Annotated in this window: 25 protein-coding genes; 15 read left to right on the forward strand and 10 right to left on the reverse strand. The window is 53.9% G+C overall.

Going from position 1 to position 26576, the window contains the following annotated elements:
- Positions 1-29 precede the first annotated feature (29 nt).
- Positions 30-1229, reverse strand: a complete 1200-nt coding sequence (gene doeA / locus J7J49_RS09480; protein WP_064234285.1) for an ectoine hydrolase DoeA — start codon at positions 1227-1229, stop codon at positions 30-32.
- A 304-nt stretch (positions 1230-1533) separates the two neighbouring features.
- Here doeA and J7J49_RS09485 point away from each other — a divergent pair, with 304 nt between their 5' ends.
- The 3 genes from J7J49_RS09485 (at position 1534) to J7J49_RS09495 (ending at position 4228) form a co-directional block, all read left to right on the forward strand.
- Positions 1534-2469, forward strand: a complete 936-nt coding sequence (locus tag J7J49_RS09485; protein WP_215092060.1) for a 2-hydroxyacid dehydrogenase — start codon at positions 1534-1536, stop codon at positions 2467-2469.
- 88 nt (positions 2470-2557) lie between these two features.
- Positions 2558-3295 carry a hypothetical protein gene (locus J7J49_RS09490; protein WP_251048224.1) on the forward strand — a complete coding sequence of 246 codons (738 nt, stop codon included), beginning with the start codon at positions 2558-2560 and terminating at the stop codon, positions 3293-3295.
- On the forward strand, positions 3296-4228 hold the full coding sequence (locus tag J7J49_RS09495) for a LysO family transporter (protein WP_215092064.1): 933 nt from the start codon (positions 3296-3298) through the stop codon (positions 4226-4228). It begins immediately after the preceding gene.
- On the opposite strand, the gene nanR is transcribed toward J7J49_RS09495, so the two are convergent.
- Positions 4225-4935 (reverse strand): transcriptional regulator NanR, encoded by a 711-nt coding sequence (nanR, locus tag J7J49_RS09500; protein ID WP_215092066.1) that lies wholly within the window; start codon positions 4933-4935, stop codon positions 4225-4227. The genes J7J49_RS09495 and nanR overlap by 4 nt on opposite strands.
- A gap of 221 nt (positions 4936-5156) precedes the next feature.
- Here nanR and J7J49_RS09505 point away from each other — a divergent pair, with 221 nt between their 5' ends.
- From J7J49_RS09505 to J7J49_RS09540, 8 genes are all read left to right on the forward strand, one after another.
- Positions 5157-5996, forward strand: coding sequence for a phosphogluconate dehydrogenase C-terminal domain-containing protein (locus J7J49_RS09505; protein ID WP_502793512.1), 840 nt, complete (start codon positions 5157-5159; stop codon positions 5994-5996).
- Between the two features lie 86 nt (positions 5997-6082).
- Entirely contained in the window at positions 6083-7081 is a 999-nt protein-coding gene (locus J7J49_RS09510) for a TRAP transporter substrate-binding protein (RefSeq protein ID WP_215092070.1), read from the forward strand.
- A 65-nt stretch (positions 7082-7146) separates the two neighbouring features.
- Entirely contained in the window at positions 7147-7677 is a 531-nt protein-coding gene (locus tag J7J49_RS09515; protein ID WP_215092072.1) for a TRAP transporter small permease, read from the forward strand.
- The gene (locus J7J49_RS09520; RefSeq protein WP_215092074.1) at positions 7674-8948 is read left to right on the forward strand and encodes a TRAP transporter large permease; all 1275 of its coding nucleotides are present in this window, start codon (positions 7674-7676) and stop codon (positions 8946-8948) included. The genes J7J49_RS09515 and J7J49_RS09520 overlap by 4 nt, the downstream gene beginning before the upstream one ends.
- Positions 8949-8966: 18 nt before the next feature.
- The gene (locus J7J49_RS09525; protein ID WP_215092076.1) at positions 8967-10235 is read left to right on the forward strand and encodes a ribulose-bisphosphate carboxylase large subunit family protein; all 1269 of its coding nucleotides are present in this window, start codon (positions 8967-8969) and stop codon (positions 10233-10235) included.
- On the forward strand, positions 10232-11569 hold the full coding sequence (locus tag J7J49_RS09530; RefSeq protein WP_215092078.1) for a four-carbon acid sugar kinase family protein: 1338 nt from the start codon (positions 10232-10234) through the stop codon (positions 11567-11569). Before J7J49_RS09525 ends, J7J49_RS09530 begins: the two co-directional genes overlap by 4 nt.
- Before the next feature lie 88 nt (positions 11570-11657).
- Positions 11658-12887 (forward strand): spore maturation protein, encoded by a 1230-nt coding sequence (locus tag J7J49_RS09535; RefSeq protein ID WP_064234281.1) that lies wholly within the window; start codon positions 11658-11660, stop codon positions 12885-12887.
- 159 nt (positions 12888-13046) lie between these two features.
- Positions 13047-13913 carry a DMT family transporter gene (locus J7J49_RS09540; RefSeq protein ID WP_215092080.1) on the forward strand — a complete coding sequence of 289 codons (867 nt, stop codon included), beginning with the start codon at positions 13047-13049 and terminating at the stop codon, positions 13911-13913.
- A 5-nt stretch (positions 13914-13918) separates the two neighbouring features.
- Here the strand turns inward: J7J49_RS09540 and J7J49_RS09545 are convergent, their stop codons facing one another.
- The 3 genes from J7J49_RS09545 to J7J49_RS09555 all read right to left on the reverse strand — a co-directional run bounded on the left by J7J49_RS09545 (position 13919) and on the right by J7J49_RS09555 (position 16839).
- Positions 13919-14932 (reverse strand): asparaginase, encoded by a 1014-nt coding sequence (locus J7J49_RS09545; protein WP_215092082.1) that lies wholly within the window; start codon positions 14930-14932, stop codon positions 13919-13921.
- 39 nt (positions 14933-14971) lie between these two features.
- On the reverse strand, positions 14972-16435 hold the full coding sequence (locus J7J49_RS09550) for an alanine/glycine:cation symporter family protein (RefSeq protein ID WP_064234279.1): 1464 nt from the start codon (positions 16433-16435) through the stop codon (positions 14972-14974).
- Positions 16436-16623: 188 nt separating this feature from the next.
- Positions 16624-16839 carry a DUF2798 domain-containing protein gene (locus J7J49_RS09555; protein ID WP_215092084.1) on the reverse strand — a complete coding sequence of 72 codons (216 nt, stop codon included), beginning with the start codon at positions 16837-16839 and terminating at the stop codon, positions 16624-16626.
- A gap of 101 nt (positions 16840-16940) precedes the next feature.
- Here J7J49_RS09555 and J7J49_RS09560 point away from each other — a divergent pair, with 101 nt between their 5' ends.
- On the forward strand, positions 16941-17843 hold the full coding sequence (locus J7J49_RS09560) for a LysR family transcriptional regulator (RefSeq protein WP_215092086.1): 903 nt from the start codon (positions 16941-16943) through the stop codon (positions 17841-17843).
- Between the two features lie 35 nt (positions 17844-17878).
- On the opposite strand, the gene J7J49_RS09565 is transcribed toward J7J49_RS09560, so the two are convergent.
- A complete protein-coding gene (locus J7J49_RS09565) occupies positions 17879-18304 on the reverse strand; it encodes a MerR family transcriptional regulator (RefSeq protein ID WP_251048225.1) in 426 nt (141 codons plus the stop codon).
- Positions 18305-18399: 95 nt separating this feature from the next.
- Here J7J49_RS09565 and J7J49_RS09570 point away from each other — a divergent pair, with 95 nt between their 5' ends.
- A complete protein-coding gene (locus J7J49_RS09570; RefSeq protein ID WP_215092090.1) occupies positions 18400-19296 on the forward strand; it encodes an alpha/beta fold hydrolase in 897 nt (298 codons plus the stop codon).
- 76 nt (positions 19297-19372) lie between these two features.
- On the opposite strand, the gene J7J49_RS09575 is transcribed toward J7J49_RS09570, so the two are convergent.
- A complete protein-coding gene (locus J7J49_RS09575) occupies positions 19373-21562 on the reverse strand; it encodes an OsmC domain/YcaO domain-containing protein (protein WP_215092091.1) in 2190 nt (729 codons plus the stop codon).
- A 190-nt stretch (positions 21563-21752) separates the two neighbouring features.
- On the reverse strand, positions 21753-22394 hold the full coding sequence (locus J7J49_RS09580; protein WP_215092093.1) for a TetR/AcrR family transcriptional regulator: 642 nt from the start codon (positions 22392-22394) through the stop codon (positions 21753-21755).
- Between the two features lie 231 nt (positions 22395-22625).
- Between J7J49_RS09580 and fabF the strand changes: the two genes are divergently transcribed.
- On the forward strand, positions 22626-23897 hold the full coding sequence (gene fabF, locus J7J49_RS09585) for a beta-ketoacyl-ACP synthase II (protein WP_215092095.1): 1272 nt from the start codon (positions 22626-22628) through the stop codon (positions 23895-23897).
- A 35-nt stretch (positions 23898-23932) separates the two neighbouring features.
- Here the strand turns inward: fabF and J7J49_RS09590 are convergent, their stop codons facing one another.
- The gene (locus J7J49_RS09590; protein WP_215092097.1) at positions 23933-24817 is read right to left on the reverse strand and encodes an alpha/beta fold hydrolase; all 885 of its coding nucleotides are present in this window, start codon (positions 24815-24817) and stop codon (positions 23933-23935) included.
- 177 nt (positions 24818-24994) lie between these two features.
- Between J7J49_RS09590 and J7J49_RS09595 the strand changes: the two genes are divergently transcribed.
- Positions 24995-25798, forward strand: a complete 804-nt coding sequence (locus J7J49_RS09595) for a helix-turn-helix domain-containing protein (RefSeq protein WP_215092099.1) — start codon at positions 24995-24997, stop codon at positions 25796-25798.
- A gap of 18 nt (positions 25799-25816) precedes the next feature.
- On the opposite strand, the gene J7J49_RS09600 is transcribed toward J7J49_RS09595, so the two are convergent.
- Positions 25817-26407 (reverse strand): TetR/AcrR family transcriptional regulator, encoded by a 591-nt coding sequence (locus J7J49_RS09600; RefSeq protein WP_215092101.1) that lies wholly within the window; start codon positions 26405-26407, stop codon positions 25817-25819.
- Positions 26408-26576: the final 169 nt, after the last annotated feature.

The following is a 26576-nucleotide window of genomic DNA, read 5'->3' on the forward strand; positions in this document are numbered from 1 at the left end:
ACGGTTTCCTTCGGTGTTCGTATAGGCGGTTATTTAACAAACAGCTGGCGCGGAAAATTGGCCAGGGTTTCGCAGCCGTCTTCGGTGATTAAAATACTTTCGGTAATTTCCAGGCCCCACTCTTCCACCCATAGCCCCGGCATAAAGTGGAACGTCATGCCCGGCTGCAGAATGGTGTCATCCGAGGGACGCAGGCTCATGGTGCGCTCACCCCAGTCGGGCGGGTACGAAATGCCGATGGGGTAACCACAACGAGCGCCGCCACGGTCAAAGCCATATTTATCCATCGCCGCACCCAGCGCCATGGCGATATCTGCCGTGCGATTCCCTGGTTTGGCCACCGCCAATCCGTTTTCGATGCCTTCCAAAAGGGCGGATTCCGCACGAATAAAGTCCATAGGCGGAGTGCCCAGGAAGACCGTGCGCGACATCGGCGCGTGGTAGCGCTTAAACACCCCGGCAATCTCAAAGAACGTGCCCTCACCTTTGCGAAACGGCGTGTCGTCCCAAGTCAGGTGCGGAGCCGCAGCGTCTTTGCCGGTGGGCAGCATGGGCACAATGGCGGGATAGTCACCGCCAAAGACTTTGCCGTTCTCATCCACAAAGCCTTCGATGCCAACGCGATAAATCTCCGATACCAGTTTGCTCTTGGGCAAGCCTGGTTCAATCACTTCCAGAATACGCGTGTGCATGCCTTCCACAATTTTGGCGGCAATGCGCATATAGGCGACTTCTTGGGGCGATTTGATTGCCCGACACCAGTTCACTAGCGAATTGGCATCCATAAAGCGCGCATGGGGCAGCTCTTTAAGTAGGCTTAGATAGGCCTTGGCGGAGAAGTAGTAGTTATCCATCTCCATACCCACCACACCCAAATGCCAGCCGCGGTCAGGCATAATCGACTGCGCCAGATACTCCATCGGATGCATGTCCGGATTCTGTACGTAGTAATCCGGGTAGTAGGTAATATTGTCAGGGTCGATCCAGCAGGTGCGCAGAGCACCGTTGGCATCCATGCGCCGTCCAAACCATACCGGCTCGCCTTCAAGGCCCACCAGCACACACTGATGCACATAAAACGACCAACCGTCGTAGCCGGTTAGCCAAGCCATATTCGAAGGGTCACTAACGATCAATACGTCAATGCCACGACTGGCCATTTCAGCACGCACTTTCCACAGGCGTGTAGCGTACTCTTCGCGCGTGAAAGGCAGGGAAACCTGAGTCATCGGCCAACTCGCCATTAAAGATCACCAAGAGCCAGCGCACTGCCCACTATAGGCACGCAACGCTGGGCCACAGGATCGACCTGGCCACCACCGATCAGGCGTCGGGGTTGCATCTGCTGCCGTTGCAGCAGGCCCGCCAATGTCGTCTTAAGCCGATACTAGCACCGACCCTTGGTCAGCGGTCAAAGGCTTTATGACAAAAAGTGCATACGGCCTCGTTATTTGCACTAAGCAAGCTTGCAACAGCCTTTACCACTCACCATGATAACCTGCAGTGATAATACTTTTAGAAGAGGGGTGCGGGATGAAAATTGTTGTGCATATTGATGAGGCTGATCAATGGCAAGCAGCGCTTGCTGAGGCACTGCCCCAAGCCACCGTGCTGACCAGCAAAGCGCCAGCGGATGAGCGTAAAGGGGCCGACTATCTCGCTATCTGGAAGGCCCCCGAGCATTTGCTGCAAGAGCAGACCCAGCTAAAAGGCATCATCAATTTGGGTGCGGGGGTGGATTATTTGCTAAAAACCCCAGGGCTGCCCAGCGGTGTGCCAATCGTAAAACTACGCGATGCGGGCATGGGCGAGCTGATGGCCGATTACGCCCTCTATGGCGTGCTGCACTTCTACCGCAGCATGGATCGTTACGCGGAACAGCAGCAAAGCGCCATTTGGAAGCCGCAAGAGGTCGTGGAGAAGTCCCAGTGGCCGGTGGGCGTATTAGGTCTGGGCGCGATTGGCAGCTTTGTCGCCAGCGCCTTGCAGCAAGCGGGTTTCCCAGTGCTGGGCTGGAGCCGCTCACCCAAGCAGATCAGCGGAGTACGCTGTTTTCACGGCGATGATGGGCTCAACGAACTGCTTGGCCAAGTACAGAGCCTGATCACTATTCTCCCCGACACCGCCGCCACTCGACACATTCTCAACGCCGAGCGGCTGGCCCAACTGCCCCAAGGCGCCAGCGTGATTAACCCTGGCCGTGGCAGCCTAATTGATGAACAGGCACTATTGGAAGCACTGGGTAGTGGACACCAGCCGGGGCATTTGCGGGGTGCACTGTTGGATGTATTCCATGAAGAGCCGTTGCCCACTGACAATCCGCTCTGGCAACACCCCAAGGTCATTGTCACGCCGCATATGGCCGCGCCTACTCCGCTTAACGATGCCATTGACCAAGTGATCTCTTACTTGCATGCCTTTGAATCGGGTGAAAAACTTGCCACGATCAACCCTGAGGCAGGTTACTGACGCCCCCACCCGGGCTATACTGGCGCGCTGGGAACCAAGTGCAGCCTAAAGGCTCTTAGGAAGATACGTTTTTATGGAGGAAAGGCTCTTGGTCAATGTTCTCGTACGACTGCCTGGCCGCGCGCTAGCAGGGTTGGGGCTGAGTTTTGCCGTCTTGTGTTCTAGCGACATTGCCTTAGCAGCAAACACACTCAAAGACCCGCAGCTCTTTGAAGCCCCCAGGCCTTTTGAAGCACAGTACCGGCTTGAGGTTCGCGGTTGGCCAGGGGCTACCATTACCCATCGCCTCTCTAACGAAGGGAATCACTGGTTAAGCGATATGCGCTTTTCGGTCACTGTGGCGCGTGGACAGGAGTTCAGCCGTTTTTCGCTAAATGATAATGATACCCACGCATTGCTCTATAGCAGTAGCTATTCATTGCTCGGCGTCGGTGACAGCTATCAATTGAGCGAGCGGGATATTCCCACATTAGACCGGCAAACAGCGCTATTTGACCTTTCGCGCCGAGCAGGGCATGAAAACTGCACGGAAAGCGCCCCCTGCGACATTGAGTTTGTCGATCACAAAGGGCGTGATGAGCATTTCCAATACTATGTTGATAAACAACGGATAACTGATCCCGGCAGCATTGGCATGTCCGGCGACGAGTTTGAAGCGCTAAACGTCTCCCTGATTGATGTTGAAAAGCCTGACCGTCTTCTCCAGATCCGTTTTCACCCTGACTGGCCCGGCCTGATTCTATCGGTGGTGTACCAAAAAGAAGGCAGCCGTGAAACCCAGCTCACACTGACTAACTTCCAACCAAACGGGGGCGCGACGCCCTAAATGCTATCGGGTTTATTGATTGTTCTACTGCCGCTTTTACTCGGCTATTTGGTTCGTGTTCGCTCCGCTCAGCTACAGAGCCTAATCAACAACGCAGTCAATAGCTCGGTCTATTTGATCCTACTGTTCATGGGAATAAGCCTTGCTGGCCTTGAGAATCTGTCTAGTCAGCTTTCGCGTTTGGGCGGCAACGCTTTGCTGTTGTTTAGCATTACCACGCTGTTTAACTTAGCAGCGCTATGGTGGCTATCGCGCCGGTTAACACTTAAGGCAGGCAACTCGCCAGTGATAAAAGACGCTCCCACCAGCAAGCTAGCGGCCATGCAGGGTTCACTGTTATTGGTCGCCGTAGTGGCTGGGGGTATTATCGCTGGCCTGCTGCTGGGGCCACACCTAGGTGAAAAGCTTTTCAACACCGCAGACGTATTGGCCGAATGGGTACTCTATGTGCTGCTAGCGCTGATTGGCTGCCAACTGCGTAATTCCGGCATGCCGCTCAAACAGATTTTGCTCAACCGCATGGGGCTGGCAATTGCGGTAACACTAGCAATCAGCTCGCTGCTGGCAGGCTTAGCCGCCGCGCCGCTGCTCTCGCTAAGCTGGAACGAAGGCCTGGCGATGGCGTCAGGCTTTGGCTGGTACTCACTTTCCGCCATCTTAATCGGCGACCAGCTGGGCCCTTTAATGGGCGGCGTGGCATTTTTTAACGACCTCACCCGTGAGCTGCTGGCGTTTATCCTGATTCCGCTGGTCATACACCGCCACACCGCGCTGGCGATTGGCTACGGCGGCGCCACCTCCATGGACTTCACCCTGCCGGTGATTCAACAGCACGGTGGCGTGGCCTGCGTGCCTATCGCCGTGGTCAGTGGGTTTATTCTCTCGCTGCTATCACCGCCACTGATTCTGTTTTTTCTTTCGCTGTCGGGTTAGCTGTTTAAGCAATAGAGCAAGCGTGCGCGCTCTAAGTGCTTACGCATCTCCTCTACAGTTGCCTCTTTGTCGCCCTGCTCAATACAGTCAATAATTTTGGCATGCTCCAGCAGGGTAATATCTTCATTTCCCTCCCAGTGCAGCAAGCTCGCGTGAAAACGCGCCAGCCAGCCCAGCATGGCTTGGCTAGTTGCCATAAAAATGGGATTGCGGGTTATCCCGGCAATGGCGGTATGAAATGCCATATCGACCTCAATAAAGGCCTGAGCATCGCCATTTAAATGCCCGCGCTGTTGCCCTAACAGCTCTCTCAAATGAGCAATGTCTGCCTCAGAGGCCTGCCCTGTCGCCTTCTCCACCATACCCAGTTCAAAGAATGTGCGTGCTTCTTTGAGTTGCTCAAGCGACTGTGACGAGCTAGCTAGCATATGACGAGCGGTTAAATCGATCTGCGACATCAACCCCACCGCTGTCGGCTGCAGTACTTTAGGTCGCTGGCCATGATTTATTTCAACCAGCCCGATACGTTCGAGTGTTTGCATCGCCTCTCGAATGGCCGGCCTTCCCACACCATAGCTATCCATCAGCTCGCGCTCAGAAGGCAGTGTATCTCCAGGCTTGTACTGGCCCGCCTCAATCATTTCATACAAACGATCAAACACCTCATCTGACAGCTTGCGCCGAGTAATTTTAGGGGCTGGTTGCACGGCTATTTCTCCTCGCAAGCCAAATAGCGGCTTGGTTATCCATTAAGCATCAGCAGTCTAGCGCTGCAGTTCGATAAATTGGGCAAATTTTACTTAAATACGACCAAAGCAGCATTTGACAGACTGCTATAGATATTATGTCATCATACCAGTTGCCAGGTAAACAACCTTCCTATTTTCTCTTTCGGCAACCAGATGGCTAACGCCATACAACATCTTCACTGGAGTCTGCTATGACCAATATTGCCCTTATCGGCGCTGGCGGAAAAATGGGTTACCGCCTGTCGAGCAACCTAAAACAGTCAGATTACACCGTCAGTCACGTTGAATTGAGTGACACAGGCCGCCAGCGCCTCTCGGAAGGCCTGGGGATTAGCTGCGTCGATGCCCATCAGGCAGTTCCCGATGCTCAAGTGGTGATACTCGCGGTTCCCGACACGCTAGTGGGGCGCGTCGCGGAAGAGCTATCACCACTGATGGCCAGCGGCACCATGGTAATCACACTGGATGCCGCGGCGCCTTTTGCTGGCCACCTGCCCAATCGTGACGACTTAGTTTACTTCGTGACGCATCCTTGCCACCCACCGATCTTCAATGATGAAACAGATCTAGATGCCAAGCGCGACTACTTTGGCGGCGCCAAGGCAAAGCAGCACATCGTCAATGCCCTGATGCAGGGGCCTGAAGAGCTTTATGCATTAGGCGAAGCAATCGCTAAAACCATTTATGCGCCGGTGGTTCGTTCGCATCGAGTATCGGTTGAGCAGATGGCACTGCTAGAGCCGGGTCTTTCTGAAACGGTGTGCGCCACGCTGCTGGTGGTAATGCGCGAAGCAATGGATGAAGTCGTCGCCCGTGGCGTTGACCAAGAGTGCGCGCGCGACTTTTTGCTTGGTCATATGAATATTCTGGCAGCCGTCATTTTCGATGAGCAACCCGGCGTATTCTCTGATGCTTGCAACAAAGCCATTGAGAATGGCAAACCACAGCTGATGCGCGATGACTGGAAACGCGTATTTGAACCCGAAGAAATTGCCGAAAGCATTCGGCGTATTACCTAGCACTGCTGTGTCACAAATACCTGTGTCACAAACATCGTCATAAAAACCTAAGCTCTACCGCTAATTACAATAAACTGGAGTAGAACATGACCACTTACAAGCTCAACAAAATCTCAACCAGCATTGCGGCTACCTTCGCCTCCGCCCTTGCACTGGCCGCCAGTACCTCAGCGTTTGCCGTTCAAGAGATGAACCTAGCGTTCACGCCACCGCTCAACTCCCACTATGGTGAGGCTGGCCAAGCGTTTGCCGAAGAGATTGATCGCCTTAGCGACGGTGAGTTTAAAATCAATCTGCGCCCTGCCAGCGCACTAGGCGGTGAACGGGATGTGCTTGAAGGCCTCCAAATCGGCTCAGTGGAGCTGACACTAACGTCAACCGGCCCTATCGGTAATTTCGTCCCCTCGGTTTACGCTCTCGATTTCCCGTTTTTGTTCCGCGACTACGATCACGCCCATAAAGTGCTGGATGGCGAGATTGGTCAATCGCTACTGGAGGAATTCGAAGATGAAGGCTTAATTGGTTTGGCCTGGGCGGAAAACGGTTTTCGACACTTAACCAATAGCGTGCGTCCTGTTGAAACGCCCGAAGACATGCAAGGCATGAAGATTCGCACCATGGAGAACCAAGTGCATCTGGAAACCTTCAAAGCCTTGGGCGCCGCGCCAACGCCCATTTCTTGGACAGAAGTCATTACCGCCCTACAGCAAGGCACCATCGACGGCCAAGAAAACCCGATACCCATTTTGACCGTTAACAATATGTGGGAGATCCAGGATTACCTGACACTGACTGGTCACGTTTACTCCCCCACAGCCTTAGTGATGTCCAAAATCTATTGGGATGATCTGAGTGAAGAGCAGCAGGGCTGGTTCCGAGAAGCCGCCCAGGTAGCCGCTCAAACCTCGCGCGATGCCGTTCAGCGTATTGAAGAAGAAGGCGTAGAACTGCTGCGTAGTAACGGTATGGAAGTGGTGACCGTGATCGATTACGAGCAGTTCCGTGCCGCCGCCGAGCCTGCCTACGAGCGCTACGCAGATCAGTATGGCAGTGAGCTACTAGAGCGTATCCGCGCAACCGAGTGAGTCATTCCCTGCTGCATGCCTCCCTCTCGGGAGGCACTTTCTCCCCGACGATGAGGTTTACGCTTATGTTGTCGCTTCTCAATAGCTTGGCCCAGGCGCTTATCAAGCTCACTCATAACCTTGCTGCAATACTTCTCGCCATTGCGGTCGCTTTAGTCTCCTTCCAAGTCTTTACCCGTTTCATTCTCGGCGACCCCGCAGCCTGGTCAGAAATCCTCGCGCGAGGATTAATTATCTGGAGCGTTTTTTTAGTCAGTGCTGCGGCTTTCTGGTACGGCGCCATGATTTCCATTGACCTTTTCCTTGATCGCTTGCCATCGCGCTTACGCATCTATGGCCAGCGGTTGGTGTGCACCGCCGTATTAACACTGCTCACTATTCTTGTCTGGCAAGGGTACCTGATATCACTGCGCGTATCAGGCCAGCAAATCGCCATGCTCGAAATCCCCATGTCATGGTTTTATGCCTCTATACCCACTGGCTGCGCCGTCGCCATCGTCGCAGTAGTCGCACGCCAGCTCTGCGCCGAATATCAGCATCATCAGAACCAACACCGCACAAACCCTATTCGTACTGATATAGGAGAAACGCTATGAATCTGGCGATCGGCTCAGCGTTGATCGCGTTGTTTGCCTTGTCGATACCCATTGCGGTTGCCATCGCCTTAACCGCGGTGATTGGTCTTTATTTCTTCAGCAGCGTTCCGCTCATGGTCGTCCCACAGCGCATGTTCGTGGGGTTGGATAGTTTTCCGCTGATGGCGGTGCCGTTCTTTATTTTAGCCGGCCATATCATGAGCAACGGCGGCATAGCCACACGCATGGTTGAATTTGCCCGCTCACTGGTAGGTGGAATTCAGGGCGGCTTAGCCTGTACCTGCGTAGTGACATGCATGATGTTTGCCGCTATCTCAGGCTCCAGCGTGGCCACGACCTTTGCCATCGGCGCCATCTTGATTCCTGCCATGGTAGCCCGTGGCTACCCGCCACCGATGGCCGCCTCTATCCAGGCCTCCTCAGCGGAACTGGGTATTATCATTCCCCCTTCTGTGCCATTGATTCTCTACGGTGTCAGCACAGAAACTTCCATTACCCAGCTGTTTCTCGCTGGCTTCGGCCCCGGCCTAATGATCGGGTTAGCCCTGATTGTGATGGTCATTATTTGGTGTCGCTTAAAAGGCTATGGCACACAGGATGGTGATTTACGCTCACCGATTTGGCCCGCCTTTCGGAGTGCCTTTCTCGCTCTGTTAATGCCAGTCATTATTATCGGTGGGATTTACGGCGGCATTTTTACCCCCACCGAAGCCTCCGCGGTGGCTGTGTTGTATGGGCTGTTTTTAGGCATGGTGGTTTATCGCACCATAAAACTGAGTGATCTGCCGCGTATTTTCCGCGAGAGCGCCCTATCAGCAGGTTCGATTATGCTGATTATTGCCGCGGCCTCCATTCTCAGTTTTGTGATTGGACGTTCAGGTTTGGCCAGTGATATTGGCGCTTGGGCACAAAACACTTTTGATAACCGCTACACCTTCCTACTAGCCATCAACATGTTGCTACTGGTGGTCGGCATGTTTATCGAGACCTCCGCCGCCATTTTGATTCTTGCCCCCATCTTGGCCCCCATTGCGATTGGGTTCGGCATTGACCCAGTGCATTTCGGCATCGTGATCGTCGTGAATTTAGCGTTGGGTATGTTTACCCCGCCTCTAGGGGTGAATCTTTTTGCCGCCGCGCAAGTCGCCAAGCTACCCGTTGAACAGCTATTTCGCTTTTTGCTACCGCCGGTACTCACCATCATCACCTGCCTGATGCTGATTACCTATGTGCCGATGATCTCGCTGTTTCTACGCGATCTTCTTTTTTGAACTGTCGGAGTCGAATTGATGAGCACACGTATTCACGCCCGCTACCTGATTGAGACGCCCTACCCGGTCGAACATGCGGCTCAAGTCATGGCTGGTGAGCAGTCGTCCGGCACGTTTACGCGCTTAGCCAATGAAACCGACGCCCTGCGGGAAGCCCACGGTGCGGTCGTCGAAAACATTGAGACACTGGACGCGGCTGAGACACCTTCGCTGCCCATGCGCGCTGATCTGGCGCCGCAAGGCTACACTCTGTTTCAGCGCGCACTAGTCGAGCTCTCCTGGCCGCTGGAAAACATGGGCCCCTCTCTGCCGAATCTAGTGTCTACCGTTGCGGGCAACCTGTTTGAGCTCAAAGAGTTTTCCGCACTCAAGTTACTGGATATCGACTTACCCAGCGCTTTTGCCAACGCCTACCCTGGCCCCCAGTTTGGCACCACTGGCACGCGCCAACTAACCGGCATTACCAGCGGCCCGCTGATTGGTACCATTATCAAGCCCAGCGTGGGTTTATCTCCGGCTGAAACCGCTGACATGGTGGCTCAACTCGTGGCAGGAGGTATTGATTTTATTAAAGACGACGAGCTGCAGGCCAACGGCCCTCATAACCCACTGAGAGCGCGCGTCGATGCCATTATGCCGATCATCAATGCCCATGCAGAGCGCACCGGTAAAAAGGTCATGTACGCCTTTAATATCAGCGGTGATATCGACGAAATGCGCGCACAGCATGACTACGTGGTGGCCGCTGGCGGCACCTGCGTCATGGTCGCTATCAACAGCGTGGGCTTAGCAGGAGTAGCGCACTTGCGCCGCCACTGCCAGGTCGCGCTGCACGGCCACCGTGCTGGCTGGGGCATGTTGAGCCGCTCACCTCACTTGGGGATGGCGTTTGACGCTTACCATAAATTGTGGCGGCTAGCAGGCGTGGATCATATTCACGTTAATGGCCTGCGCAATAAATTCAGCGAAGAGGACGCTAGCGTAATCAATAGCGCTCGAGCCTGCCAAACAGCGATGTTTGAGGCACCTGCAGAGGGTTATCAGATTATGCCGGTCTTCTCTTCGGGGCAAAGCGCCGCCCAAGTGGCTGATACCTATCAGGCACTTGGCAATAGCGATCTGATTTACTGCTGTGGCGGCGGCATCATGGCTCACCCTGGTGGTATTGCCGGTGGGGTAGCAAGCCTACGCCAGGCGTGGCAAGCAGCCATGTCGGGCATCCCGCTGGCAACCTATGCCAGAGAGCACCGAGAGCTTGCCCAGGCAATGGAGACCTTTAGCGTATGAACACGCCTCTTCTTCTCTCCTATTACGGCGATGACCTCACTGGTTCGACCGATGTCATGGAAGCGTTAAGCCTCCACGGGGTAAAAACAGTGCTTTTCCTGGCCCCACCTAATGAAGACCAGTTAGCCCCGTTTGCCGATTTTCCAGCGATTGGCCTTGCGGGTACCAGCCGCAGCGAATCACCTGAATGGATGGAAACATACCTCACCAACGCCCTGGCATGGCTGCAATCCCTTAACGCCTCACTGTGTCACTATAAGGTATGTTCCACCTTCGATAGCGCACCGGATATTGGCAATATCGGCAAAGCGCTGGAAATAGGCAAAGCCCTGTTCGCGCAAAGCTGCGTGCCGCTAGTGGTCGGTGCCCCCCAGCTAAAGCGCTATACAGTATTTGGCCAACATTTTGCTGCCTTCGATGGCGAGGTTCACCGTATTGATCGTCACCCAGTAATGAGCCGCCATCCAGTAACGCCCATGGCAGAAGCCGATTTAAGGCTTCATTTGGCTAAACAAACCCTACTCTCCATCGGTTTAGCCGACGTACTGTGCATCGAATCAGCCGATACCGATTCCCTGGTTGACCAACTAAGCCGCTCGAATGACGTATTGCTCTACGACACGCTGAACCGCAACCATCAGGCAAAAGTGGGCGCACAGCTATGGCGAACGCGCTTATCCGAGGGCAGCTACGTAGTGGGTTCATCCGCTGTCGAATATGCGTTAGTAGATATTTGGCGAGAGCAGGCCCTCATTCCCCTAAGCCCACCTGTGTTCTCCTCTCCTGGAGCGGTTGAACAAATTGCTGTGGTCTCAGGAAGTTGCTCTGAAGTAACTGCCCGGCAAATTCGATACGCGGAAACCAACGAATTTCGCGCTATTGCCGTTGATGTCGTCAAACTTATCAACGATCAGGCGCATACCGACACCATGAACAAGGCATTGAAAGAGGCTATCGAGGCACTCAATCAGGGCGAAAGCGTCATTGTGTACACTGCCATGGGGCCAAACAGTGATGCAGATGCAGTGCATCGGGGCGGGGAAAAGGCACGCCACCTTATTGGTCGCTCGTTAGGTCAGTTATTACGCCAGATGGTAGAAGCCCATGGGCTTAAGCGCATAGTGATCGCTGGGGGCGACACTTCCAGCCATGCGCTTAGCCAACTTGGCATACATGCCCTAACCACGCGCCTACCGCTGCCGGAAACGCCGGGATCGCCGCTCTGCATTGCCCATAGCGACCAGCCAGCCTTTGATGGTTTGGAAGTCGCCTTAAAAGGCGGACAGATCGGGAGTGAAAGCTACTTTCTCAGCATTCGTGACGGCATCGCCTAGGCTTGTTAACCCGACTAGTGTTGTAGCGACCTGAATTCGGTAGGATTGGCATCATCGCTCGTTTCACCGCCCAGGATGACCGCCCTTCATGCTCAACGGAATTTGGTTAAGCTTCTTTATCGCGGCCTTTGCGGCCTCCCTCTGGCAGTGGTTGGTCGGTGGCGACAGCGAGGTGTTTGCCCGCTTGGTGCAGTCGCTGTTCGATATGGCGAAAGTGAGCGTCGATATTATTCTGGTGCTGCTAGGCACCATGACACTGTGGCTGGGGTTTCTTTCGATTGCCGAAAAAGCCGGCTTGATTCGCTTGCTGGGGCGGGTGCTCGACCCGTTGTTCTGCCGCTTAATGCCTGAGGTTCCCCGCGGCCACCCTGCTATGGGGCTAATCAGTATGAACTTCGCGGCTAATATCCTGGGCCTGGATAACGCCGCCACGCCGATTGGCATCAAGGCGATGCACTCTCTTCAGAGCCTTAACCCCAGCAGCGAGACCGCCAGCAACGCGCAAATTCTGTTTCTGGTGCTCAATACCTCATCGCTAACGTTATTACCGGTAACCATTTTTATGTATCGCGCTCAGCAAGGGGCTGCCGACCCCACGCTGGTGTTTTTACCTATTCTTTTAGCCACAACCGCCTCTAGCTTTGCAGGGCTGCTAGCTGTCTCAGTAATGCAACGCTTAAAGCTATGGCAGCCCATCGTGCTGGCTTACTTACTCGCCGCTGCACTTGCCTTGGGGCTTTTAATTACCACGCTAGCGGGAATGTCCGCTCAAGCGCTGGCCGCGGCTTCTACACTGGTCGGCAACCTGACGCTCTTTAGCATCGTGATGATGTTTCTGGTAGTCGGCGCGCTGCGTGGTGTAAGGGTGTATGACGCTTTTATCGAAGGCGCTAAAGAGGGGCTGAGCTTTACCATTACGCTGCTTCCTTATTTGATTGCCATGCTAGTGGCGGTCGGCGTGCTGCGCGCCAGTGGCGTGCTAGACGCGGGACTTAGCGGCATCCGCTGGCTGGTAGAGGGCTTTGGCTGGGATACCCGCTTTGTGGATGCGCTGCCTACCGCCTTTGTGAAGCCACTTTCCGGCAGTGGCGCCCGCGCCATGATGATCGAAACCATGGACACCTTCGGCGTCGATAGCTTTCCAGGCCTACTCGCAGCCACCATGCAGGGCAGCACTGAAACCACGTTCTATGTGTTAGCCGTCTACTTTGGCGCGGTGGGCATCACGCGCATTCGCCATGGGCTAGGCTGCGCGCTGGTGGCTGACTTCGCAGGGATTACCACTGCTATTGCTGTGTGCTATTGGTTTTTTGGCTGATAAGCACTGGCGGGCTTTCGTTTGTTGGGCACAGCATCTACCTTTCAATTGGGTAAGATGAAGGTCTGCAGGCTGCAGACCAGGAGCCAACGCAAAGGATATGCGTTTAAACAGCCGTCGCTCCCGGGTGTTAACCGCTCAAGGATGAAAGGTGAAATTATGGCAGGCGCTAGCACTATGTTGATTGCGCTCGCAGCGTTCTTCTGGGGGGTTTCCGGAGGAATCGCGGGCATTCTGTTAGACAGCGGTTGGGATGCGTCCGTCGTGTCTTTTTATCGAGGGTTTGTAGGACTTCTCTTCGCGCTTGTTTGGCTACTGTTTCAACGCAGGTATAGCGGCCTGAACAGCAGGCAGCTTTGGTTCTGGTCTGTGGTGGCTGGCCTTGGTGTAGCAGGCAACTTTACGTTCTATTTCTTGAGTATTGAGTATGGCAATGTGGCGGTCGCTGCCACCTTGATGTACTGCGCTCCGGTGTTTGTCTATCTGGTCTCCTTCGCGCTTAAGCTCGAGCGCCCCACCGCTGCTAAGTGGCTTGCTATTGGGCTGGTAATGGTGGGGATTGTGCTGTTAACCAAGCTCTATGCAATAGGCGCAAGCGGCCTCTCGCTGATTGGCGTGGGTACGGGGCTACTTGCCGGGCTCTCTTATGCTGCGTTCATTTTTGGTTTTAAATACGCGGCGCCCCATGGCAGCCCCCAGGCAATACTTTCGGTTGCTTTCACCGTACTGGCCATCGCCCTGCTGTTGCCAACGGACATTAACCAAGCTGTCAGCGTCATCAGCGCACCGGAGCTGCCGCTATTTTTAGCGCTAGGCATTCTCGGTGCGGGGCTATCATTTCTGCTGTACGTGGTAGGTATCAAACATGCGGCACCTGCGCTGGCTTCCATGATTGCCATGGTCGAGCCAGTCACCGCCACCCTGTTTGGAGTAGTGGTACTCAACGAGAGCCTGGGGGTTATTCAAATGCTAGGTATGGGGATCATCTTGGTAACTGTCACCGCACTGAGTGTTACCTCCCGTTAATGGGTTTAACGACTATACTCACCGCGCATGGATGCACTCAGTGCCTTGCGCAGCGCTGGCCCCACAAGCCCTTGCCCAGTTAACACGGTGAGCTTAGCGATGGCGGCTTCCAGGGTGATATCGCCACCAGGAATAACGCCCACTTGATTAAGCGCGGCACCAGTGGCGTAAGCCCCTTGCACCACTTCGCCTTGGGCACACTGAGTCACATTGAGCAGCGCTACGCCACGCTCGGTGGCCGTCTTCAAGGCGTTAAGCAGCTCGCCTTCAAAACTAGGCGGGTTGCCCACCCCGTAGCTATGCAGCACCAGTCCTGTTAGCGTTTCATCTTCCAGCAGCATTTTCGCGCGGCGAAGCGACATTCCTGGGTGCAGCGGCAGTACTGCGACAGCCTCGTCGTCCACCTCAATAGGCGCAAAATTGGGTAGACCGCTCAGCAGTGCCGAGGGCTGGGGGAAGCTTACACCAATGCCCAGCTCGGCAAGCCAGGGGAAGTTGGGTGAGTCGAAGGCATCCAAGCCTTGAGTGCGCACCTTGCGCGCCCGGTTACCGCGCAGCAGGCGGTCGTGAAATGCCAGGCTTACTTCGCAAGGGGTCGTGGGATGAGCCGCAAGCTGCAGCGCGCTGACCACATTATTCAGCGCATCGCTTCTTGGCTCACCCAGTGGAATTTGGGAGCCGGTGAAGATTACCGGCTTGTTCAACGCACCGAGCATAAACGAAAGCGCGGCAGCGCTGTACGCCATGGTATCGGTGCCGTGGAGTACCACAAACGCATCGTAGCGCGGCCAGTGGCTTTCCAGCAGCGCCACCAGGCGATTCCAGGCCTCGGGCATTAACTCTGCGCTATCAATTAGCGGCTGCATTTCCAGCACATCGAACGCTGGCAGCCGATAAGGGTCGCTCAGGGCCAAATGCGTTGATAGACGTTCGGCCAGCCCCGCGCAGGGCACGTAGCCTTGTGGCGATGGCTGCATACCAATCGTCCCACCGGTATAGAGCAGCAGTACGCGGGGCATGGGCACTCCTTTCTTTATTAATACAATCTAGATACTCACTTACTTAGCAGAGGCGCTTTCCAGTCGCTGTTTTAACGCTGCAGCCTCTTCAGGGTCCAGTTCCCAGGCTTTGGGATCCAAATCGAGATCTGGGTGCTGGTTAGCATCAAAAATCGGCTGTTTGATGCCCTGCCGACGCTGCACATCGAAGTCCTTCAAAATGCGCAGGCCACACTTGAACAGCAGAATCAGCGCAAACAGGTTAACGACCGCCAATAGCCCCATGGTGACATCCGCAAAACCGAATACGGTGCCCAAATCGGTGGTCGCGCCCCAGCACACCAGTAGCACAATGGCGACGCGGAAGGCGTTAAACAGATTCTGGTTGTCGCGACTGAAAAAGTTGAGGCTGTTCTCACCCAGGTAGTAGTTATAAAGAATCGTACTGAAGGCAAACAGCAGCAGTGCCAGGCTGACAAAGGTGCGGCCCCATTCGCCCACATGGTCGGCCAACGCTGCCTGAGTCAGGGCGATGCCCTCAACCCCAGCGCCCGCAGCAGGGTCGTATACACCGCTGAGTAGAATCAAAAAAGCCGTAGCAGAACAAATAATCACGGTATCGATAAAGACTGAAAACGCTTGCACGATGCCCTGGTTAGCTGGGTGCGGTACGTAAGCCACTGCCGCCACATTGGGCGCACTACCCAGACCCGCTTCGTTTGAGAACAGGCCACGTTTCAGACCCATCATGATTGCCGCGCCGATACCGCCACCAATCAGCGGTTCAAGGCCGAAGGCGCTTTTTACGATCAGCGTTATCACACCAGGGATTTCAGTAATATTCATGGCGATAACCAGCAGCGCAATGGCGATATAGCTCACCGCCATAAAGGGCACCAACACCTCGGAAATACGCGCAATACGCTTAATACCGCCGAAGATAATCAGTCCAACCAGCATGGCCAAGCCAATGCCGCTATACAGCACCGGCACGCCGAAAGCGTCACCGAAAGAGGTCGCTACCGAATATGATTGCAGCGCGGTAAACGCAAAGCCGAAGGTCAACAGCAGCAATACCGAGTAGAACGCTGCCAGCCAACGCCACTGCTTACCTAGCCCTTTAACGATATAGTACGCCGGGCCACCACGGTAAGTGCCATCACCTTCGGCCTCTTTATAGGTCTGTGCCAGGGTACACTCCAGGAAGCTGGTGGCCATGCCCATCAAGCCCACCAGCCACATCCAGAAAATCGCCCCTGGGCCACCCAGCGTAATCGCGACCGCCACACCAGCGATGTTGCCGCCACCTACTCGCCCGGCCACCGAAAGCACCAGCGCCTGAAACGAGCTTAAGTGACCGTGCTGGTTGCGTTTAAAGGCTTGGCCGGAACCCAGGATACGAAACATCTCACCGAAATAGCGAAACTGCACAAAGCGGGATGCAACGGTAAAACCGATGCCAACGCCCACCAGCAGCACTAGCAGAACCTTCCCCCAAAGGAGGTCATTGAGCATATCGAGCATGTGATTCTCTCCGCGTTTTTGTATTAGCGTTATGTTGGAATTCGCGTCGCTTTTTAAGATCGCGCGTATGTGATACGCGCCGCGGAGAACGTTTTACCAAGCGTGGGGCAGGATTAAATTTGGCGCAGCGGTGCAGTTGTATGCAGTTACTGCATCAGCGGGTGCACCAAAGTGCATCAGTCAGGCGATCAGATCTTCTCGGCAATGCGGTGGGCTAACTTATGGATAAAGGGGCCGCTGATAAAGGCGATGATCCCAGCGGCAGGCCAAGCAAGGAGCCATGCATGTATCCAAATAGCCACAAAATCGGAATGAGCACCGATATTCACGTAAGTCACCCACGCCGACATAATCAGTGAGAGGGTAAAAGACATCAGTAGCGCGAAAATAATTCTATGTTTCATGGGGCATCCTTAAGAGCATTATTTACCTGCGCCAAGGCTAGCAAATACCTATTACGGTAATATATGCCAATATATAAGAAACCATTTTACAGAATTGCAAAATGCGCAAACCGTCTTTGGATGATCTAAACATCTTCATCGTGGCTGCCAATCAGCACAGCCTTACCGCAGCGGCGGCAACGCTGAAGATGACTATTGCTACCGTGTCGCGGCGCATTAGTGCACTGGAGGCCACGCTAGGCGTAGAGCTACTCTATCGCTCAACCAAAGGGTTAACGTTAACGCCCCACGGCGAGTCGTATTATCGCGAGTGCGAGGAACTGGTGCTCGCACTTGATCAGCGTATTTTGGATCTGGATCAGGCACTACATAGCCTAAGCGGGCCGTTGAAGATTATGGCACCCGTCAATCTGGGCAGCGGGCCGCTAGATGTGTTTTGGCGACACTTTATTGATCGCTACCCTGAGATTGCACTGACGATCGAACTCGATAACAACGTGGTCGATATTCGCGACCATCAGGCGGATATTGCGCTTCGCTCTGGGCCACAAAAAGATTCAACCCTGATCCAGAAATACCTAGGCTATATAGAGCCGATTTTGGTGGCGTCAGCGACGATGAAGCATCCTTTGCCCGAGACAGTGGAGGAATTACAGGCTTGCCCGAGTGTGGCGGCCAAAATGTTTAGCGATTGGCAGTTGTTCCACCAAGCGGGTAGCCAGCACGCTTGTCATAAGAGCCACTTTCATATCAGTAACGATATGAATATTGTGCTAAACCTCACTAAATCGGGCGCAGGCGTCGCCTTAATGCCCGCCAGTATGGTCGCGAATAGCTTACAAACGGGAGAGTTAATACGGGTACTCCCTGAATGGCGGGGGCGCCACCGAGAGATCTTCTTGGTATGGCCCTACCGGCGTAGCCTTTCAGCGCGGGCAACGCTATTTCGCAGCGAGTTAATCGAATTTCTCAGCCACCAAAGCTGGTTCCACTCTGCTGGTTAGGCTGTCCGTTAGGAACAGACCTCATTAAACAACGGTCAGGTTTCTGCGTTAATATCTTTTGTCACAGATAATGGCTGAAACGGGCCAGTTATTTCACTGGCTTGAATAGAGTCTAAAAGTTCCTTCCTGATAGCCTCCAAGTCAGCAATTCGGTCTTCGATTTTGGTTAATCTTTGACGCTGTGTTGCAATGGTTTCCGGACAAAAAGCTGCCCCTTCTTTCAGCCGCATACACTCCGGAAACGTACTGATTTCTTTAAGGTTGAACCCACTATTAATCAGTCGTTGTACCTGCCTGACCTGTGTGATTGCTATAACAGAAAACACCCGATAGCCATTTTCTGAACGCGAAGAATTAAGCAGCTCATGTGCATCATAGTGCCGGATCGAGCGGATGCTGACACCCGTTTCCCGAGAAAGCTGACCAATTTTGAGCGGCGATTTAACACTACTTTTCTTCAAGACCACCTTCTCCCTCATTGAGTACTTGACCCTAACACCAATGTCACAGTTTACGCTCACCTCTACCAACTAACCAAGAGGTATTAAGGATGTCTGTGTCCAAGTTCTATCGCGCGTTTTTTACATTAATGGCTGCAAGTCTATTGCTAGCGTTTTCATTAACGGCGCCTGCAGAAACAATCCAATACGAGGTGGCCTCAACCGACGGTATTTCAATTGCCGTGCAAGAATCCGGTGATCCTGACGGGCAACCGATTGTCTTCATTCACGGGTATCTGGGCAGCCATCTCAATTGGCAGCCACAGGTCAATAGCGAGCTTCTGCAGAAATATCGGCTCATTACTTATGACCTTCGCGGACATGGTTTATCCGGCAAACCAGAGGAAGCCACCACTTACAGCGATGGGCGCCGTTGGGCAGATGACCTTGCAGCGGTCATCCAAGCCACAAACGCCCGGCAGCCCATACTGGTAGGCTGGTCATTGGGAGGCGCTGTCATTTCTAACTATCTAAACTATTACGATGACCGTGATATTAGCGGTGCAGTGTATGTTGATGGCGTCGTCGAACTAAATGCGGAACTGATCACTGCTCATCCTGAAATTTATCAGGATATGGTCTCTGAAAACCTGAAAACCAACTTAGAGGCGACGCGTGCTTTCTTACGTCTGTGCTTTGCCCAACAGCCAGAAAGTGCCACTTTTCAGCTACTATTGGCGAATGCAGCACTAGCTTCCTGGGATATGAAAGAGAACGTTCTGTCCATGAGCGTTTCACTCGCAGGGCTTGGCAGAATAAATAAACCTATCCTGATGTTGTATGGCGAAAAAGATGCGTTGGTTCAGGTAGATGCGTCAATCAACAGGGCTAAAGAAGTGAATCCCAATGTTGAAACACTCATCTATGAGAACTCAGGACATGCGCCTTTTATAGAGGAGAGCGCCCGATTCAATCAAGACTTGGCAACCTTTATTGAAGACATGCTTCACTAAAGACTACGCATAGCAGTAGCCGGGCCATTAAACAGTGACTCTAACCACTAAGTTTATGGCCCAAACAAGTTTACAACTACTTGTTTAAACCCGCTCTCGCCGCTCGCGCTGCATGAAGCTTTTTATAGCTTTCAATCAAGCGCTGGTGGCGTTCAAGGCCATCAAGCTGCATGTTGGTAGGCGTTAGGCCGTGGAAACGTACCTCACCACTCACCGAGCCAACCACCGCCGCCATGGTCGCTTCACCGAACATGCGCTGGAAGTTGTGCAGGTAGTCTTCAAGCTCTAGTTCATCATCCAGGACAATTTCCAGCACCGCGTTCACCGCTTGATAAAACAGGCCGCGCTCGACGGTGTTGTCGTTGTACTGCAGGAACATTTGCACACAGTCCAGCGCTTCTTCGTGACGCTCTAACGCCAAATAGACCAGCAGCTTCAGCTCCAGAATGGTCAGTTGGCCCCACTCGGTGTTCTCGTCGAACTCGATACCGATCAGCGTAATGATATCGGCATGATCGTCCATCTGGCTCTCTTCCAGCCGTTCGACAAGATCGGTGAGCTGATCGTCATCCAGGCGGTGCAGGTTGAGAATATCCTCGCGGTAATCCAGCGCCTTGTTGGTGTTATCCCAGATCAAATCCTCGATCGGATACACCTCGGAGTAGCCCGGCACCAGAATGCGGCACACCGGCGCGCCTAGGTCTTCATGCACGGCCATATATACTTCGGCGCCCAGGTCTTCAAAGATACCGAACAGCGTCTCGGCTTCTTCCTCGTTGCTGCCGGAGAAGTCCCACTCGCTGAACTCAAAGTCGGGCTTGGCGCTAAAGAAACGCCAGGAGACCACGCCCACCGAGTCGATAAAGTGCTCAACGAAGTTGTTCGGCTCGGCAACTGTCTGGGAGTTAAAAGTGGGCAGCGGCAGGTCGTTCAGACCCTCGAAGCTGCGTCCCTGCAGCAGCTCGGTCAGGCTGCGCTCTAGCGCCACTTCAAAGCTTGGATGGGCACCGAAGGAGGCAAACACGCCGCCGGTGCGCGGGTTCATCAAGGTGACGCACATGACCGGGAACTGCCCGCCCATGGAGGCATCTTTTACCAGCACCGGGAAGCCCTGTGCTTCCAGGGCTTTAATGCCTTCTACGATACTTGGGTACTTGGCTAACACTTCCTGCGGTACATCCGGCAGGGTTAGCTCCTGCTCGAGGATTTCCCGCTTTACCGCCCGCTCAAAAATTTCCGACAGGCACTGCACCTGGGCTTCCACCAGCGTATTGCCCGCGCTCATGCCGTTACTCAGGAACAGGTTTTCGATCAAATTGGAGGGGAAATAGACCGTTTCGCCGTCGGATTGGCGTACAAACGGCAGCGAGACGATGCCCCGATCTTCACGGCCCGAGTTAGTATCAACCAGGTTGGAGCCGCACAGCTCGCCTTCCGGGTTGTAGATCGCCAGGCAGTGCTCGTCGAGAATCTCATCGGGCAGCTCGTCGTTCGGCCCTGGCTTGAACCACTTCTCATTGGGGTAGTGAACGAATTCGCTATTGGCAATCTCTTCGCCGAAAAACTGATCGTTATAGAAGAAGTTGCAGCTTAAGCGCTCGATAAACTCGCCCAATGCCGAACACAGCGCACTCTCTTTGGTCGCACCTTTGCCGTTGGTAAAACACATTGGCGAGGCCGCATCACGGATATGCAGCGACCAGACGTGGGGCACGATATTACGCCAGGAGGCGATCTCGATCTTCATGCCCAGATCCGCCAGAATCGCGCTCATATTAGCGATGGTCTGCTCCAGCGGCAGGTCTTTGCCCTCAATATAGGTGCTGCTACCTTCTGGCGCGCCTATCAACAGCGCCTGGGCGTCTTCGTCGATGTTCTCTACCGTCTCGATCTGGAAATCAGGGCCGGTTTGCACCACTTTCTTAACCGTGCAGCGATCAATGGAGCGCAGAATGCCCTGGCGATCCTTCTCGGAAATATCTTCTGGCAGCTCGACCTGGATTTTAAAAATCTGCTTATAGCGATCTTCCGGGTCGACGATGTTGTTCTGGGAAAGACGGATATTTTCGGTAGGGATATCCCGCGCGTTGCAGTACACCTTGACGAAGTAGGCGGCGCACATCGCCGATGAGGCCAGGAAGTAATCGAACGGGCCAGGCGCCGAGCCGTCCCCTTTATAGCGAATCGGCTGGTCGGAGATAACGGTAAAATCGTCGAACTTGGCCTCCAGACGGAGGTTGTCGAGATAGTTAACTTTGATTTCCATGAGCGGGCGTCCGGGGTAATGAGTGTGCCTGGGCCGTTAAATACTTAAGCCGGTAGGCGAATGGCAGCCATTATCCAGTTTTTTACCCGTTTCGTCTTGGGGAGTCTCTCGAATCGCCTACCCTAAGCTGGGTAAGAACAGCAGCGCTTGCTCTAAGGCATTTAAGAGATTATTTCAGTAGAGGCAGGAGTTACTGTGCTTGCATCATACGCTCTGCCTCAGCTTCGCTAACCCCGAGCATCAGTAAAATCTGGCGTTGCGTGGCTATCAACACCTGCTTTCGCTCCGCCTCTCCCGGCAAACTTTTGGCAATGGCGACAGCGCCTACCAAGGAGGCCAATATGACCCGGGATTTATCAGCAATCGCTTTACGGTCAGTGGCAAAGGGGAGTTGCTTCAGCTTACTCAGCGCTATCAACCGGGTTTCAAGCATCTTTTTCATACTCATATATGACGCTTCAAACAGGGTGCGGATTTCTGCTTTTTCACTGCCTATTTCGTTGAACAGTACCGCTTCAGGCCCTGGCCTATGCTTAGCTTCCAACTCTTGAAGATTACAATAGTTGGCGACTAATTCGGTAAGGTGTTGTAACGAAAGCGGGCCTTTTACCAATCTAGCCGCCCGGCTGTTATCAATGGTCAGGCGAACAGACTCATGGTAAAGAGCCTCTTTTGAAGCGAAATGGGCATAAAAGGCGCCGTGGGTCATCTTCGCTAGCTTCATGATCTGGCCAATCGATACCTTTTGAAACCCATTGCGGCTGAATAGCTCTGTCGCCGAAGCCAAAATGCGCTCTTTGGTTTTCGATTTATGGCTCTTGAGATAAGGCATATCTACCTCGTCGTAGGTCAGCTAGGGTTTGTACGAAAAGTTGGTGAGCGAAGACTAGACAAGGCAAAAATCAACGAGAAAGCGGAGTTTACGGGGTGTAAATGAGCATTTCGAGGCGATTTTTAACGCAGTATTGTCGAGCGCAGGCAGTTTTCGTGCAAAGCCTAAATATTATCTTGATCATATACTGCCCCTTGCTAGGGTGACCATATCAATAAATTAGGAGTCACTATGCACTCACCTATCGTGATTACCGGCATGGGCATGGTCAGCCCGCTAGGCAACAGCGTCAATACAAGTTGGCAGCGACTGGTTAACGGCCAGTCGGGCATCAGCACCATTGACCGCTTTGACACCAGCAATATCCCGATCAAAATTGCCGGGGTGGTGCCGAGCATTAGCCATGACCCCAGCGGCGGAATTGACCTGAATGAGATAGCCGACCCCAAAGAGCAGCGCAAAATGGATCTGTTCAGCCTTTATGCGTTAGCGGCAGCCCATGAGGCACTCTCACAAGCCAACTGGTTCCCCGTTGAGCAGGCGCAAAAACGCCGAACGGCCACCATTATTGGCTCTGGCATTGGCGGCTTCCCGACCATTACCCAAGCGCAAAAAACACTTGCCGAGCGCGGCCATCGCAAGCTCTCACCCTTCACGGTGCCCGCCTTTCTGGCCAATTTGGCGGCTGGTAATCTTTCCATTCGTTATGGCTTTCAAGGCCCTCTGGGGTGCCCCGTAACGGCTTGCGCAGCGGGGCTTCAGGCGATTGGCGACGGTATGCGCATCATCCGCAATGGCGAAGCCGATGTTGCCCTCGTCGGCGGCGCCGAGGCGTGTATTGATCCCCTTTCACTGGCCAGCTTTAACGCCCTAAAGGCCGTTTCCACAGAAGCAGACGCTTCTGAACGCGCATCAAGGCCTTTTGATAAAGCCCGGAACGGTTTTGTGATGGGGGAGGGCGCTGGCGTTATGGTGATCGAAACGCTTGACCATGCGATTGCGCGGGGTGCCACGCCGTTAGCGGTGATTAGCGGCTACGGTACCAGTGCGGATGCCTACCATCTAACGGCAGGGCCAAAGGATGGGGCTGGCGCCGCTGCAGCGATACACGCGGCGCTGGACATGGCTAACCTTACCTCTGATGCTATTGATCATATCAATGCCCACGCCACCTCTACGCCCGTTGGCGACCGGGCTGAAATTGCCTCTTTGCGTAATGTATTCGGTGAGCGCTTGCCCGCTATTCCTATTTCGGCCACCAAAGCCGCCACAGGCCACCTTTTAGGTGCAGCGGGGGGCATAGAGAGTATTTTTTCTGTATTGGCCGTCAATACGCAGACACTGCCACCTACCATCAATCTTGAGCACTGCGATGCGGATATGCAGGATTTAACCTTCGTCACGGCAACTCATCATAAGCACATTACCCAGCATGTCTTGTGCAACGGGTTCGGTTTTGGTGGCGTCAATGCAGCGCTTATCATTAGCAGTATGGAACGTTAATGGCGAAAGTATATAAACCGATCTGCCGTCAGCCATCATCCTGATTGACGTAAAAACGGCAGCGCTTCCTCAAGCAATATTTCAGGGGTTTCCTCGGCAATATAGTGACCGCAAGGAAGCGCTTTGCCTTCTACATCGGTGGCCACTTTTTGCCACTCGCCGAGCGCATCAAAACAGGCTTCAATAGCCCCTTCAGCGCCCCACATCACTTTTAACGGGCAGGTGAGTTTTACCCCCGCATCGATATCCGCCTGATCATGCGCCAAATCAATCGTGGCGCTGGCGCGGTAGTCGCCGCAAATACCGGTGGCAGTACCAGGGAGAGATAAGCAGCGCTCGTACTCAGCCAACGCTTCTGGGGAGAAAGGCGCCATGCCGGCACTACGGGCTCCCATCACACTTTTAAGGTATTGAGCGGGGTCGCTCTTGATCAACATTTCCGGCAATGGCTGGGGACGAATCAGGAAGAACCAGTGCCAGTAACTGCGCGCAAAGGCCTCCGTGGTGCCGCGGTACATGGCAAGCGTCGGAGCAATATCAAGCAGCACCATGCGCTCGACGCGCGCCGCGTGGTCAACCCCTAAACGGTGGGCTACCCGCGCACCGCGATCATGGGCAAGCACCTTGAAGCGCTCAAAGCCGAGCGCGCTCATCAGCTCGGCCATATCGTTGGCCATAGCGCGTTTGGAATAATTGATGTGCTCAGGGTCATCGTCGGGTTTACTGCTGTCGCCGTAGCCGCGCAGATCCGCCGCTATCACCGTGAAGTGCTGGGCGAGCTCTTCCGCGACTTTGTGCCAAATTACATGGGTCTGGGGGTGGCCGTGAAGCAATAGTAACGCAGGCCCACTGCCGCCCTGGCGAAACGCGATCTCGACGCCGTTAACCTGGCGCTGCAATTTTTCAAACCCATGAAACATGGCGTACTCCTGGTTTGCTGTAAACGCTTTTGCTGTGCCTATTAGTAATGTAGCTATCTATTATATAGCATAGCTTTTTACGCCAGGGAGCCGCGACGGCAAGTGGGAAAGCATTGCACTCTTTAGCACAAAGCATCACATTAGGCGGCCACGACACCAAGAGAAACGAGTCACTCCATGCATGACGATTTCGTGGCCAACCTGCGCCTGCTCTGCAGCTACTATCCGTCAATTGCTGAGGTATGTCGTCGTTTAACGATTAACCGTGCTCAGTTTAACCGCTACCTGAGTGGGCGTTATCACCCCAGCCACGCCGCTCTTCAGCGTATTTGCCACTTTTTTGGCGTTAGCGCGGAGGACATCGCGCTCCCCCATCACGATTTTCGTGCCCTAGTACAAACCGGCCAGCTCAATAGGGATGCAACCCCTGCAACGCTGCCTTGGCCTAACGCGCTGGTTCAGCGCGGCAGCGAAGGCATGGAGCGCTATATAGGCCGCTACTTTGAGCTTTATCACTCCATGTCCCGGCCGGGGCAGCTAATGCGTACCTTGGTTTGCCTGGAACAGCGTGAGGGCGGCGTGGTTTATCAGCGCACCGAGCGGATGCAAACCACTCCCGGCGCCCGCTCATGTCACAACCGCTATGTGGGCACCGCGGTGAAACTTGCAGATCGGCTCTTTTTAATCGATCACGAAACCCTTAACGGTCATGAGATCACTCAGACGATTCTATTTCCGAGTTTTCAGAGCCAGGTGACGCGTTTAACCGGTCTGAAAATGGGCGTGGCAGATAACAGCGAGCGCATGCCCTGCTGTGTTCGGGTGGTGTATCAGCGCCTGGATGAACAGGTCAGCCTACGCGAAGCGCTGGCCCAGTGCGGATTAATAGCCCTGAATGACCCTTCACTCGATGATGCCTTAATAGCCGCAACCCGAAACGATGTGGCCGCTGAAGAGCATCACTTCCGTGCTCGCCACTAGTGAGTAGCGAGAAAAGCATTAAGGCGATGACACCAGCACCTGCTGAAACAAGATCGTTTCAAAGTGCACCATGGGTTCGACGGACTTCAACGTCTTGGCACGTAGAATAGCGCCTTCCCAACCGGTAAGAATAAAGCTGGCAAGGGCTTCCGGCGTGGTGTGGATGGCGATGTCTCCTTGCGCCTGGGCATCTTTCAGGCAGTGCACGAAGCGTTGCTCCCAGCGCTGAAAGACGAGATTTAGCGCATCACGGAAGGTATCACTCTGGCCCGATAGTTCTTGGCCCAGGTTACCAATCAAACAGCCCGTGGCATGGTCGCACTCGTGCATATGCTCACGCCCTGCCGCGAAATAACGTCTTAGGCGTTCGAGTGGAGGCGTGTCACTATCTTCCAGCAGCGCTACCAGTGTTTCATCATAGCGGTTGGCAAAGCGTTCGATCACCGCCAGCCCAAAATCTTCTTTGCTGGAGAAGTAGTGATAAAAGGAGCCTTTAGGCACACCGCAGGTTTTTAACACGGCATTAATGCCCGTCGCATTATAGCCTTGCTGACTAATCAACTGGGCGCCACTATCGATGAGTTTGTCACGGGTTGCGTTGTTTTTCATAATCTTAAAGTAGACCAGTCAGTCTATTGCTTTCAAGTGAAAGAAACAAAAGAGAGAACCAAGTGAATAAAAGCCAAGTTAAGCTAAAACCAAACCAGCGGATACCAAGCTAAGTGGCAGTTGCATGTTATTTGCACATTGTTTGACTAATGGCTGCTTAACGATGCGC

It is taken from the genome of Halomonas sp. ISL-56, from assembly GCF_018612805.1.
Classification (GTDB): domain Bacteria; phylum Pseudomonadota; class Gammaproteobacteria; order Pseudomonadales; family Halomonadaceae; genus Vreelandella.

Coding starts and splice junctions, on each gene's coding strand:
- J7J49_RS09540 (WP_215092080.1), top strand. CDS start 13,047: ATGGCAGGCGCTAGCACTATGTTGATTGCGCTCGCAGCGTTCTTCTGG.
- fabF (WP_215092095.1), top strand. CDS start 22,626: ATGCACTCACCTATCGTGATTACCGGCATGGGCATGGTCAGCCCGCTA.
- J7J49_RS09595 (WP_215092099.1), top strand. CDS start 24,995: ATGCATGACGATTTCGTGGCCAACCTGCGCCTGCTCTGCAGCTACTAT.
- J7J49_RS09600 (WP_215092101.1), bottom strand. CDS start 26,407: ATGAAAAACAACGCAACCCGTGACAAACTCATCGATAGTGGCGCCCAG.
- J7J49_RS09535 (WP_064234281.1), top strand. CDS start 11,658: ATGCTCAACGGAATTTGGTTAAGCTTCTTTATCGCGGCCTTTGCGGCC.
- J7J49_RS09590 (WP_215092097.1), bottom strand. CDS start 24,817: ATGTTTCATGGGTTTGAAAAATTGCAGCGCCAGGTTAACGGCGTCGAG.
- J7J49_RS09555 (WP_215092084.1), bottom strand. CDS start 16,839: ATGAAACATAGAATTATTTTCGCGCTACTGATGTCTTTTACCCTCTCA.
- J7J49_RS09560 (WP_215092086.1), top strand. CDS start 16,941: ATGCGCAAACCGTCTTTGGATGATCTAAACATCTTCATCGTGGCTGCC.
- J7J49_RS09530 (WP_215092078.1), top strand. CDS start 10,232: ATGAACACGCCTCTTCTTCTCTCCTATTACGGCGATGACCTCACTGGT.
- J7J49_RS09525 (WP_215092076.1), top strand. CDS start 8,967: ATGAGCACACGTATTCACGCCCGCTACCTGATTGAGACGCCCTACCCG.
- J7J49_RS09485 (WP_215092060.1), top strand. CDS start 1,534: ATGAAAATTGTTGTGCATATTGATGAGGCTGATCAATGGCAAGCAGCG.
- J7J49_RS09510 (WP_215092070.1), top strand. CDS start 6,083: ATGACCACTTACAAGCTCAACAAAATCTCAACCAGCATTGCGGCTACC.
- J7J49_RS09580 (WP_215092093.1), bottom strand. CDS start 22,394: ATGCCTTATCTCAAGAGCCATAAATCGAAAACCAAAGAGCGCATTTTG.
- J7J49_RS09495 (WP_215092064.1), top strand. CDS start 3,296: ATGCTATCGGGTTTATTGATTGTTCTACTGCCGCTTTTACTCGGCTAT.
- J7J49_RS09550 (WP_064234279.1), bottom strand. CDS start 16,435: ATGCTCGATATGCTCAATGACCTCCTTTGGGGGAAGGTTCTGCTAGTG.
- J7J49_RS09515 (WP_215092072.1), top strand. CDS start 7,147: ATGTTGTCGCTTCTCAATAGCTTGGCCCAGGCGCTTATCAAGCTCACT.
- J7J49_RS09520 (WP_215092074.1), top strand. CDS start 7,674: ATGAATCTGGCGATCGGCTCAGCGTTGATCGCGTTGTTTGCCTTGTCG.
- J7J49_RS09575 (WP_215092091.1), bottom strand. CDS start 21,562: ATGGAAATCAAAGTTAACTATCTCGACAACCTCCGTCTGGAGGCCAAG.
- J7J49_RS09545 (WP_215092082.1), bottom strand. CDS start 14,932: ATGCCCCGCGTACTGCTGCTCTATACCGGTGGGACGATTGGTATGCAG.
- doeA (WP_064234285.1), bottom strand. CDS start 1,229: ATGACTCAGGTTTCCCTGCCTTTCACGCGCGAAGAGTACGCTACACGC.